Origin of the sequence: Psychrobacter sp. NG254, from assembly GCF_015277735.1 — a bacterium.
Lineage (GTDB): Bacteria > Pseudomonadota > Gammaproteobacteria > Pseudomonadales > Moraxellaceae > Psychrobacter.
Genome location: NZ_JADHDA010000003.1, coordinates 462,244 through 474,360, shown reverse-complemented (window position 1 = coordinate 474,360; position 12,117 = coordinate 462,244). Strand labels below are relative to the sequence as shown.

The window sequence follows — 12,117 nt, the reverse complement described above, 5'->3', positions numbered from 1 at the left end:
TAACAACAAATTCCGAAGATTTAAAAATAATGAAACAAGCATATTAAGCTATACGTTTTAATTTTTGTTCTATATCTTCCTGCAGGATTTTGACCATATCATATCTATGTGAATCGATAGTCTTAATGTTCCAGTTTTCTTGAGCAGTTTGCATCATTAACTCTAACTTTAGACTCAGTGGCGCCATTCTATTACGTTGGCTATTTAGTATCTCAGTCTTCTGTTTAGGAGTATCGTTACTTAATGATGAATTCTCACTGCTACCCATTAAACATAGATTGCCAAAACTGTGCAATTTAGCTTGAGGTAATATCTCATCGATTCTAGAAGTCTGAGGTGAGAAGTGCTCTTTAGAACTCTTGAAACTAAATCTAAATTCTTTTTTCTTCGGAATAGAAACATTGCTGTCTTTCCATAATAAATAATCTAAGTAATTAAAAACAAAAACAGCAACCTTGTCATACCCTAAGTGACTTTCAAAATCATAATTTGGATCGCTTAGTTCATATGGTAGTACACTGAGCTCTGCACAATCAGCATACATAAATTTTGAGTAATCATTGGGTTTAGCTATCAGGTATCGATTCGCCATGAAAGCTTGCGCAAGACTTTCTAAAAACCCTAAATAATTTTCTGCATTAATTGGTACTGAGGACTTATCTTGGCTTAACCAATACAGTACTGCAGATAACCAATTTTTGCGAGAGTTGGTTGGGTAAGAAACATGAAATGCTGATATAAGCATCAAGCAAGATAACGTACTATCATTCAGATGATCTTCGTCACCACTAAAACTATCTACATAATTGCTTGAGCTGCTCTCATACAATTTATAGCGCTTCAAAGCCCAACTTTCTCTATTACTAGCATTATCTCTTTTAATAATATAACGATCAAAAAGATAGCGAGTTTTGAGCAAAATGAAAATAAACTCCTTTACTTTAATAGCTTGTGGATCTTTGAAATTATCAAATGCTGAGAGTAGATTTTTATCATCTAATGCCGGAAGTTCCTGAATAGAATTTGATGAAGGGCTATGATAAATACGCAGTACATGCATTAAAAAGTTAGGAAAATCTATTACACTATCAAAACGCTCTTGTTTAATATCTCGAGTATCAGTTATTTGTTGTTTATCTGTTCTATGTATTGCACCTTTATAAATAGAGGTAGCTAACGATAATGGTTCAAATTTATTATTCTCTCCGTCAGAACTATTCTTATAATCTTTACCCAAAACGGCAATTGCAATCTTATCAAAGCTATCAATTATAAAATTTTCTGCACTTGAACCAAATATCGCTTTTCGTTCAGCAACTGAAAAACCTGTTTGCACATAACTATTCATATCTGCGCAAGCAAGCCACACTTTTTGGAGGGTAGCCATAGCTATGTCTTTGTTATGTAAATCACTTTCTTGGATAATAGACAGTAGGTGAGCTTTAACAACCTCATGCTTCTCTAACTGTTCACCACGATTATTCATCACTTCAAAGTAGTGAGTAACATCAGTATTTTTTGGTACTATTATTCTAAAAATTTGAACATTATTTAATAGATAACTCGCAAAAACTTCTAATTTATTTTCCTGTTTAAATGTTTCTGAAATCACTCTTTCGATAATTTTAAAACCATTAAATATTGAGCTGTTAAACTCCTTACTATAGCTAGTTTCAATCAAATTCGAAAATATATTATCAGTACTGGTTTGACTATTAAACACTTCAAAAATTCTATTTATAGCTAAATCTGATTTTGGTCGACTTTCAAAACATAAATTAGGTCGCTTATATTCAGGAAAAATTGAGGGAAGTCGATATTTCAAATAACACGCAATCAAGCTTAAAGTTGTGAAACGTTGCTGTCCATCTAGTATTTCAAAAAAATCTGCTTGTTTGTGTACTACTAGACTACCTAAATAGTATGTTTGAGAGTTAACTTTTAAAGAAAAATCCTGAATATCATTTATGAGCTGTCTAATTTGAGCCTCTTCCCAGTCATAGTTACGTTGATAAACAGGAATTCTGTAATTATCTTCGTTGAGTAGTGTTTGTATTGTCAGGCTATATTCTTTGTTACTACTCATTTTTTTATCCTTTTTTATTAAGTTGGCAGGTAGCCAAGCTTTGTAAACAGCTCTCTGATACCCTCAACATTCGTTACATCTACCTTTTTAGGCTGTGGTAAGGGTTTACTCAAGAAATCGACGGAAGATAATGATTGCTGTAAACGCTCAAATAAATTATCTGTCCCAATATGCTTTTCAATACTTTCTAAGTAAACACTTTTCTTCTCTAAACGTAATGAATAAGCCCAAATAAATATATATTCTATGGCTCGCGGTAAATTATGACTTCCAAAACGATCGTAGTAGCATAGGACTAATGCATCAAACATACGCCGTACATATTGGTCGCCTCTTCTTGAGCGTCCCTTGTAAGAATACCCAGGCAAATCGGTGTTAAGCACTAAAAAAATATTAAATGCTGTTGGTCTTTTTGCTATTTCTTTAATAGATATTCCTGTTTCAGTGTGGTGGTTACTTGTTATGGTATAGAGCCATTCCTGAGAATTGCTACCTATATTTTTGTTCAATAATGGCTGGATCATCTTCTGATAATGCGCAACCCACTCAAAAAAACGGCGTCCATTAATTAAGGTTTGAGTTAATTGAAATGGGTATGCCATTGTTTGTTGATCAAGCAATCGATGTGCATGATGGTTATAGCTGTCGACCGTATTGTGAATTATCTTTAAATTTTGTTGAAAAGGATAACTATCGCTATCTAATTTCATACCTTTGAAGACATTAACCTCAGACTTAGAGAAGTGTACAGCTTGCTTTCCAAGACTCCAGCGGCGAATAGGGTAAAGATAGTTAGCAAATAAAAGCTCTAGACTTTTAGTGTTTTGCTGCTCCCAAAATTCAACAACGCTCTGTTTTAAAAGACTTTCAGAATCAGGAAACTCGCGTAAGTGGAATGCTTTTAGCAAGTCGTGAGGATTTAAATCAAGTCCACGTGCATTCTGTGAATCGAAGAACTGAAAAGCTTCTGATAAATCGTGAAGTGTTACTTGAACTACTTCACAATGATTAAGTAGAAAATCTAAAACTTCAGGAGTAAATTCTGGACTATTCACATGTCTTCTAATAAGTTCATAATTTTTACTTAAGTTTTCCTGAGTTTCACTACAGTCAGGGAGCTCTATTTCTAAAGGCATAAAACTATTAAACTGCTCTGCGAACCTGTTTGATTCAAAAGCTGATTTCATTATTAACAGCAACGTTAATGTACGTTGCTGACCATCAACTAAGTCAGCATTTGTCTGATGACTTCTATTATTAACATATTGGTGTAAAACCACAGTTCCTAAGCGATAAAAATTATCTGGATTATCAGGACTGCCTAACCTATGACCCATTCTTTTACACTGGTAGTACAGATCTGACAGTAAATCAACTATGTTTGTTGCTGTCCAGCGATAAGGTCGTTGATAGACTGGTATTACTAATTTTTTATCTAGATACTCTTCTTTAGATAAAAACTCTGAAATTTTTATTACTTTGTAGCCTGCATTATTAACATTCGATGGAGTCATTAATCTATACCTATTAGATTTAAATTTTTTCTGCTACTGAGATTACATAGCTATTTTTTTATTCTTCAAGTGCAACTCTAAGATATTTAAAGGTAACAATAATTAAAATTAAACGGTTTTATATAAATAGTATCAGCTAAGCCAAAGCATAAATCGCTTTTAAATGAAAAATATTGAGCTCATCAGTCATACTTGAGCGGTAATATATAGATTCACCAATATTAGATAAAAATCCTTCAACAGCATCTGCTACGTAAGCAAAAGCTTCCATTAGTAAGCTTTGAACGCTCTCCATTCCAATAAACAACCCTTTAGTATGGCGTGCTGTTGAAAGTTGATTCACTAGCTTATGTGTTGTTACTTTTATTAAATCTGATTCAGATTCACCTGTGGCACTTGCTTGAATGAACTGGAATAAATTGCCACACTCAAATAAACTTTTAATATCTACAACATCTATACCGATGATGGTACTTGCAGCGTTTACATCAAGTAGCTCGGTAACATCTTTTACTTCATCAGGCTGACATCTAATAATGCCCTCTATGATATTTAAGTGCTCAAATTCACTATTATCTATTTGCAATCCCACTAAAAACCAAGCCTCTGACTCCTTTTTTAGCTCTAGTAGCGCCTGCTCATCCCAATCCTCGCTGATAATAAAACAACCAATAGCAGACTTAGGGTAACGATCCATAATTCGTTGGTATAGGAATGCATTAGGTGTGTCATCTATATATGATTCGTCCATATGGCATTTCATCGCTATATAGTCAATCCTCTATAAAAGAATGACAGCGTTAACCTCGCTAAGCATACTAATGTATAACTTGCACTCGGTTTCCTTGTATCGAAATTATATTGAACTGACTATACTCACCGATAATTAATGTTTCTTGGTATGGTTGGAAGTATCAAGTTTTAGTGCTAGTTAAAAATTATTCCGTTTTGTCTACTTATATTGCTGGTCATTCATTTGCCTTAGCATATTGATAGTGTTTATATCGTAACTGCCTGCATAAAACTGATATAAAAGCTGCTCAAATACACACTTGTTACCAGCGGCAAAAGCAAATAATGTTAGCGAAGATTGCAGCTTCAAATTGTCCGGTGAACCAAAGATGTTTAAAGCGCTTTTATCAGGATGCAACAGCAGTATTTCAGTACACTCTATTAGCCGTGCTCCAAGCACCTCATGCTGCAAATACGCTTTCGCTTGCTCCAGACTCCCTATTGCAAATCGTCGAGACATTTTACTGTGACCTAACCCTTTTATCTGTGGAAAAATAAACCACATCCAATGCGTGCGCTTGTGACCATGGGTCAGCTCTTCAATCACTTGTGAATAGATAGTATTTTGAGCTTGAATAAAATCATCAAATAAATCTTTATCTGTCGTTGTCATTTTCTGCACTCCTTGCAATTTAAGTAATGAACTCTCATTTACCTGACACGCTCACAACGTGAGTAAAACCATGTATAGTTAATGCTAGGCTAACCAGCCACATACATCGCTCCTACCCAGCAATGGTCAGGTTTATCAACCATCCTATTACCGTAAAACACTTCTGCATCATCAGCAATCCGACTTTCAATAGCAGTTATGACGATAAAAAACTCATCAAGAGATAGTTTATGATCGCTTTCAATATCAAGCATCATATACTCGATACTAAGACCTTCAGGAATTTGATTGAGCAGATGATTAACGGCTGTCTCTAATTGCTCTGAATCAGCTGCACCCATTACAGTAGTCTGTATAAACTTGGCAGACTTTTCAGCCCCGCAGGATCTTTTGATATCGTTAACATCTATACCAACTTTATCTTGCACCGATAGTACCGATTCGAAGACTGTCATCACCTGCTCGACTTCATCAGATTCACAAATAATAATACCGTCTATCACCTCGAACTTATTAATGAGCTTGTCCGTAGTTTGCAGAGCAAACAGTGTTCCCAAACCTGTTTTATGTTTTAGGTCTAGCAGTGAGTTTTCACTCCAACCATCATCAATGATAATAAATCCAACCTCAGACAAGCGATAATCACCTGCCTGCAGTGTGTATAACATGGTAAAAGAGATAGGTTTTATCCGAAGCTCGTTATCAGGCTCTTGAGCAATATTATTTGTTAGAGACTCTTGATCTTTAGATATACTATTTACTGTCATACATGGTTCCTCGTTGGGTGACATCATTAATCGTTATTATAAAGCTGCATACCACTTTCTAGATGCTCAAGAATAACTATCTTTAACTCTAATGGTTCAATGACGACGGACAATTGCGACATACTTACCAGCCAATCTTGCAGACGAGTAGTATTAGCAACCGTAGCGCTGACCTGATTCTAAGTGTCATCGATAATAGTAATTTGCTGATTTATCGATAGTGGGCGCTCATAAAGATGCTGACAGGCATATTTCTGTACTTTTAAAACCAAGTTGATTTCAACATTTTTACCAAACTCTAGCTTGCCTAGCTTCTGTAAGCTATTTAATGTAAAAACGTCACGCCCTACCCAGTCAGGTATTAACTTATTTATTATGCTAGCTTGGGTAATACGGTTAATTGCAAAATTGCGATGTGCTTTTAACAACTCCTTATTATCGATATGATCGTTTACTGGATAAAAGCCTGTCAGATACATCATGTTATCGATAAATACCAAACCGCACGTGATAGATCAAACCTATATATTTATCATAAAGGTTAGTATATCTGACTACATATAATTTTATTTTCTAGGTTCGATTATAAAATCACTTAAATAGCATGAGAGTAATACAGAGTTGCTTTCTATAAATAAAAAGGCGATGAACGTTTCGCTCATCACCTTCTATACATTATTTGAGGACAGTGAGTTTTAATACTCTCTCATCATATCTTTTTGAGCTTTATCGTATTTAAAGCAAAAAGGTTGATCTACATAGCTGTCAGACATTCTATAAGCATCGATATCACCAGAAAAACAAAAGCGGTTAGATTTGATACTAAAATCAAAATCAATCGTATCACCTTTCTTGTTAACAATTATTGGCTTACCATTTGATCCAGTTGCCGCTGATAATGAATAACCAAAAGGCACTACTGTCTTCTTAGCAGGGTCAATCACGACTAAGCGATAAGGTTTTTTGTTGACGTACCCTGTGATATTGGTGTCAAAGATATAGATAACCTGATTACCATTGAAGTTAGGCTTACGTTCTTTCATAACGGTTGCATAGCTTTTCAAACGACTGTCTGTGCAAAATTTCTCGTCCTCATAATCAAAATCACACTCAACCACTGTGACACCATATTTCGTTTTAGGTGCTGCATTAGCCGTAGAGGATAGACCTAAGATAATTATCGATGCTGCTAATAGCATGCTTGTCTTTTTGAACATGAGATTTTTCCTATAAATTTAAATAGATTGAGTACTGTTATTTTTCTATGTGGCTCACTTTTAGATCTCAGTAAATATGCATCTTTGATGATATATTTTAGAAGTTACTGATCGTTTTACGGATAGCGTTCTTGATCTATCTCACTCCAATCTGTATAGGTTTTTTTGGAGAGCACTTTGCCTTGGTGGTCTAGCGTATAGCGCGTGATACTGTCATAGCCCTCATCATAAGCATTAGCACCTTTGGTATTTAGGTTATAAACATCGAGCTTTCCATTTTCATAGCGGCCGCCATCGACATCTACCGCATCCCCCATTGGTTCTATATAAGCCATGTCATATTTTGGTGAAACAATGACCTTACCTGTTTTATCGATGACGCCCCATTTACCACTTCTATAATCTCCAATCTTGACAGCAGACAATCCTTCTAAAAACTCCATTGCCTCATCCCATTTGGCTGCTATCACGGTTTTGCCAGTGGTATCCACAAAGCCTGTTTTGCTATCTTCATCACCCAATGTAGACGTGTTATATCTGGCCAACCCTTCTGAATAGTCATCTAGCCAATTAAATTTAAATGGCACGACTGTTTTACCTGTTTTATCAATTGCTCCAAATTTATCGTCCTTACTGACCACTGCCAGCCCATCATTGAAATCACCAGCACTCTGATATAAGTAAGGTATGGTCATTTTCCCTGACTTATTCATATAGCCATATTTACCGTCTTTATATGCGGCTACCATACCTTCTTGGAAATCTCGAAAATCAATGTAATATCCACCAGTCATCGGTGCTTGATGCTCAACAGGTATGACTAATTTGCCCGTTTCGTTAATATAGCCTTGCCAGTACAGATAGTCTTCGTAGTCCTCACCGCCGTCATAGCCTTTGACCATACCCATTTTCATGATTGCGACACGAGCCATGCCTTCAGAGAAGCCACCGCAGCTATCATATTTTGGAGGTACGATGACTTTTCCTCCGGCATCTTTGTAGCCACACTGAGGTTGCTCCGTATTCTCCAACTCAAAGGCTTGTAAGCCAGCGGTTGCACTACCTGCGCCAAATGCTGCACATAGACCTAATACTATGGTCGCTTTACTATTATATTTTTTCATTTAAGTCTCGTTTGTAAAGTATAAATGCTCTCTGTAATCCACAAATATATCTATGATATACAGCAAATAGATGTCACTGATTTAATAAACAATAGTAGTCAACTTTATTTCAATAATCAATATATATGTTATCCGATGCAGTAATTTTAAATAGTCTTGAAGAATCTATAAGCATAAAAAAGGACACAACGTCATCGTTATGTCCTTCTGTATATTTTATGAATGTTTACTATGGCTTCGCTCTGACATAATAAAAGATTTAGGGTTTACTGTTCAGACTGTTAATATCATTTTTGAAATTCATAAACAGTCTACTTTATCTATCCTCAAAATTTTTAGAACTCAAAAAATATATTATTTCACTCGACCAGTTATATCTACTTCGTTAATAAAATATTATTAATGTAGAAATATAGCTTGTTCTGTATATGTAGCGTTTGTATCGCTACTCATATACATGACTGCATTAAATAAATTTACTTTTCTTAGCTGCTCGACACTGTTAACAGAGGTATTACCAAGATTAGGATTTGCTACTACGATAGCCAATGTTTGCGCTCTAGAAATCGCCACATTAATGCGGTTTTTATCGAATAAGAAGTCCATACCTCGAGGCGACTCATTGGCATCACTAGCACACATACTCAAAAATACGATTGGAGACTCTTGGCCTTGAAATTTATCTACGCTTCCAACTTTTGCTTGTTTGCCCAAGACGTTTTTTAGCTTACTAACTTGATGATTGTATGGGGCGACAAACAACATATCGTCCCATGTGATTGGTCGAACAACTGCCTCTCCATTATCTTTAGTCGAACCAGCATGAAGCATACGACCCAGTAGCGACTTAGCCAATTGCTCAATCATTGCCACTTCCTCATCAGAAGCTTGAGTATTACCCTCATGCTCTACAGGAACAAAAATAATGCCTGCCTCGGTGTTTACGTGCATATCTAACGTTTGGGGGGCCATACTATGACTGGCTGTGGGTTCTAATACTTTTAAAATACGCTTATCATTATCAAGGTGAGATCTTAATTTGCTTTCATAGATTAGCTGACTGATAACTGTGTTTACCTTACTATGCATACGATAGGTCATGTCTAAGAACACGCCCATATCTGCAGATATGGTTGGTGTATCATGTAATAAATAGTCCAGTATAGATAGCCCGCTTTCAGCAGGATGCGTACCTTGTGAAGGTTGACCTAGTTGCATCTGATCACCCATCAATACCAGATTTCTAGCGCTACGACTCATAGCAACTAAGTTGGCTGTTGATACTTGACCTGCTTCATCAACAAAAAGATAATCGAGCTGATCTGTCATGTCCTCACGAGCAAATCCCCATGCAGTCGTGCCGATAACACATGCTGGCTGAATATGATTGGCTAATTGATTGTTGCTTATTATGGTCACGTCATAATCAGAAAGTTCATCATCTGTTTCTTTGGTGCAGAAAGACGATGCTTTTATATTATTCTGTTTACAGTGCTTGGCCGTGCTAAGTAATAGATTGTTGATCGCTTTATGGCTATTACTTGAGATACCAATTTTCGCCCCTGACTTAAGCAAATGAGCGATTGCATATTTCCCTGTGTAAGTTTTACCTGAACCCGGAGGACCTTGTATCGGCAGGTAACTACTATCGAGATTGCTAATGGCTACGATGACTTGCTTTAAGCGAGCATCTGGTTCCTCACTGCTGACGATATCACCACCTTTGTGATTTAATATTCTTGGCTTTACACCCGTTAAAAAATCCATAATGGCAGATTTTTTCTGTCTAAATAAACTTTGTTCATACTCGGCCACCGTTTTGAATATTGCTTCTGCAATCACCTTGCTAGGCACAAGTTGATCGGGAATGAGCGACACTATACTTGGTGGTTCATCTTTAGCTTTGAGTACAATTACCCCATTTCCTAAATCACTATCATCTGTCACCAACCCTACTTTTACGTTTTTACCTTCAGATGTTTCTACCCCAAGCACATAAAAATTGTTTGCAGCGCCTTTGAATTCTTGATTAATATCGAATCGGTATTCGTAACTTAGATTTCTATCTTTTGGTGATGATTTGAATGGCACTCTTTGTGTACGCTCGCAAAGAGCAAGACAGTCTAGGTCATCCATAAGCATCACCTCCTCTGAGCCAAGCCGATCAAATAGCTTCCAAAATAAAGGCTTGGCCTCGCGGCGATGAAACTCTAACATCCATGCTAGATTCTCAGTGAGTTGTGCTTGCTTAGAGTCGACTAGCAACTCTGTTTGGGCTTGGGCTAATAGACGGTCACGCAGTGCAGTAACCATGGTTGCTTCTTCAGATATTTCTGGCTTAATAACTTCAGCTTTACCTAAATAGTCAATCTTATGAATTGTTTGTTGTTCTCTTAACCATACCGCTAGCTCTTGCGTAGAGTTACAATCATCAATGTTATAATCTCGAATATCACTAAGTATTTTTGAAGTTTGCCAAGTATCTCCTTCCTCGCCCCGTTGGTATAATTCTCGCCACTGATCATAAACAATGATCGAATCACTGCCGTTACCCACTTCGGTATTACGCTTACTACGGTATAAAAGCTCCACATTTTTAATCGAGTACCGAGGAGCACCTAATCGCAAGCCACCCTTTACTACCTTGTATAAATCGACAAATACTTCGTTTCTTAGTAGTTGATCAACTTCAAATTCACAGACACCATAGCGTCCCATCAGCTTACGACAAGCTGTAACTTCGTAACTGGCATAGTGGTAAATATGCATACTGGGGTCTTGTTGCCATCTATCGTAAGCCCAATGGATGAAATCTTGGAAACACTGTTTTTCCTGTTCACGATTGTGAGCCCAAAAGTCCTTGAACTGACGGTTGCCGTCCTCATCCAAATAGTTATTACCCCATAGATATTCCAGCCCACCTACATCGAGCGGGAAACCTTCAATATCAAAGAATACGTCCATCGGAGAATCAGGTGGCAGTAATGCCAGTCCTTTTTTCTCACCTTGCGCAGGTTTTATTATTTCAAACTCTGGTCTAGCGCTATCAATCATCACCTCTGGTCTTTGACTTTTTAACTTACTCTTTATTTGTATACTCGCTTGAGCTTTAAGTTTAGTAAATATCGTAGAATGCATACCACCCACAGAAAATATAGATGGGTCTGCAAGCTGCTGCATAGTATATATACCTACCTTATTAAGCTTCTTAATTTGTCCTTTGGTAATACTTGCTACTTGGCATAAATGATCTTTACTGAGCAAAATCTGTTCGGCATGGTTACTCCAGTTACCCCAACTTTCAGAATCAGCAGGGTTTGGACAATGATCTATGTGGAATTCAGCATGCTCTTTTAGAAAGGTGTCTTTCAATTTTAGGTAATAATAGTAAAAGTCATAAGTCCTTAATACTTGTACCTCACCATTGCCAAGAGCAACCGTAATATACTGAGGTAAACATCCTTGAATAGACTCAAGCATTTGAGCATAGCAACATAACTGAATGATAAATGTCGGCTTTACTCTACTGGCAAGCTTAGTATCCCATACCTCATAATGCCAATTACCAAAACTACTTGGTAGATGCTCTGGCTCATGATTCACCTTGACCAAGAAGTCAGAAAATCCTGCAAACTGACCCAGTTCCAGCCTTGCTTGCACAATTATTTCAACACCACTTTGCATTGCTTCCAAAGTTTTAGCATATCTTTCATCATTGTTCTCCCCCTCAATTTTTATTAGATTCTTACCTTCGGCTATAAACATTGCCTCCAGCTTATCCTCATGCTGATAACCTTTTTGTTGCAGCATTACCATAAGATCATCGTTGGGATCTTGCTTTGGTGCTAACTCTGGATATTCTTGAGCAAACCTATCCATCCATGAAGCGAAAGGACTTTCCATATATTTGGTTAGATCAGATGGGGAGTAATACATATGCTCTTTTTTATACATGAAATATCCTGTTTTTCGAAATTTATAAGTATATTAATCATACTTATTTC

9 protein-coding genes are annotated in these 12,117 nt (G+C 36.7%); all 9 read right to left on the bottom strand.

Translation table 11 applies throughout. The annotated features are described in order from the left end of the window. Nucleotides 1-43: 43 nt before the first annotated feature. The gene (locus IP510_RS07335; protein ID WP_194364107.1) at nucleotides 44-2,086 is read right to left on the bottom strand and encodes a DUF262 domain-containing protein; all 2,043 of its coding nucleotides are present in this window, start codon (nucleotides 2,084-2,086) and stop codon (nucleotides 44-46) included. A gap of 17 nt (nucleotides 2,087-2,103) precedes the next feature. Then, nucleotides 2,104-3,600, bottom strand: coding sequence for a DUF262 domain-containing protein (locus tag IP510_RS07330; RefSeq protein WP_194364106.1), 1,497 nt, complete (start codon nucleotides 3,598-3,600; stop codon nucleotides 2,104-2,106). A gap of 136 nt (nucleotides 3,601-3,736) precedes the next feature. Beyond that, nucleotides 3,737-4,351 carry a hypothetical protein gene (locus tag IP510_RS07325; protein ID WP_194364105.1) on the bottom strand — a complete coding sequence of 205 codons (615 nt, stop codon included), beginning with the start codon at nucleotides 4,349-4,351 and terminating at the stop codon, nucleotides 3,737-3,739. A gap of 201 nt (nucleotides 4,352-4,552) precedes the next feature. Next, nucleotides 4,553-5,005: a DUF1810 domain-containing protein gene (locus IP510_RS07320; RefSeq protein WP_194364104.1), complete on the bottom strand. Its 453-nt coding sequence runs from the start codon at nucleotides 5,003-5,005 to the stop codon at nucleotides 4,553-4,555. Nucleotides 5,006-5,094: 89 nt separating this feature from the next. Then, the gene (locus tag IP510_RS07315; RefSeq protein WP_194364103.1) at nucleotides 5,095-5,772 is read right to left on the bottom strand and encodes a hypothetical protein; all 678 of its coding nucleotides are present in this window, start codon (nucleotides 5,770-5,772) and stop codon (nucleotides 5,095-5,097) included. Nucleotides 5,773-5,951: 179 nt separating this feature from the next. After that, on the bottom strand, nucleotides 5,952-6,254 hold the full coding sequence (locus IP510_RS07310) for a hypothetical protein (RefSeq protein WP_227669555.1): 303 nt from the start codon (nucleotides 6,252-6,254) through the stop codon (nucleotides 5,952-5,954). Nucleotides 6,255-6,467: 213 nt separating this feature from the next. Continuing rightward, nucleotides 6,468-6,989 carry a hypothetical protein gene (locus IP510_RS07305; protein WP_194364102.1) on the bottom strand — a complete coding sequence of 174 codons (522 nt, stop codon included), beginning with the start codon at nucleotides 6,987-6,989 and terminating at the stop codon, nucleotides 6,468-6,470. 116 nt (nucleotides 6,990-7,105) lie between these two features. Further along, the gene (locus IP510_RS07300; protein WP_194364101.1) at nucleotides 7,106-8,113 is read right to left on the bottom strand and encodes a WG repeat-containing protein; all 1,008 of its coding nucleotides are present in this window, start codon (nucleotides 8,111-8,113) and stop codon (nucleotides 7,106-7,108) included. A gap of 399 nt (nucleotides 8,114-8,512) precedes the next feature. Further along, a complete protein-coding gene (locus IP510_RS07295) occupies nucleotides 8,513-12,067 on the bottom strand; it encodes a TM0106 family RecB-like putative nuclease (protein WP_194364100.1) in 3,555 nt (1,184 codons plus the stop codon). Between the last annotated feature and the right edge of the window lie 50 nt (nucleotides 12,068-12,117).

What these genes read in the sequence shown, in the direction of transcription:
- IP510_RS07300 (WP_194364101.1), bottom strand. Translation starts at nt 8,113, where the DNA reads ATGAAAAAATATAATAGTAAAGCGACCATAGTATTAGGTCTATGTGCA.
- IP510_RS07305 (WP_194364102.1), bottom strand. Translation starts at nt 6,989, where the DNA reads ATGTTCAAAAAGACAAGCATGCTATTAGCAGCATCGATAATTATCTTA.
- IP510_RS07310 (WP_227669555.1), bottom strand. Translation starts at nt 6,254, where the DNA reads ATGATGTATCTGACAGGCTTTTATCCAGTAAACGATCATATCGATAAT.
- IP510_RS07330 (WP_194364106.1), bottom strand. Translation starts at nt 3,600, where the DNA reads ATGACTCCATCGAATGTTAATAATGCAGGCTACAAAGTAATAAAAATT.
- IP510_RS07315 (WP_194364103.1), bottom strand. Translation starts at nt 5,772, where the DNA reads ATGACAGTAAATAGTATATCTAAAGATCAAGAGTCTCTAACAAATAAT.
- IP510_RS07325 (WP_194364105.1), bottom strand. Translation starts at nt 4,351, where the DNA reads ATGGACGAATCATATATAGATGACACACCTAATGCATTCCTATACCAA.
- IP510_RS07320 (WP_194364104.1), bottom strand. Translation starts at nt 5,005, where the DNA reads ATGACAACGACAGATAAAGATTTATTTGATGATTTTATTCAAGCTCAA.
- IP510_RS07295 (WP_194364100.1), bottom strand. Translation starts at nt 12,067, where the DNA reads ATGTATAAAAAAGAGCATATGTATTACTCCCCATCTGATCTAACCAAA.
- IP510_RS07335 (WP_194364107.1), bottom strand. Translation starts at nt 2,086, where the DNA reads ATGAGTAGTAACAAAGAATATAGCCTGACAATACAAACACTACTCAAC.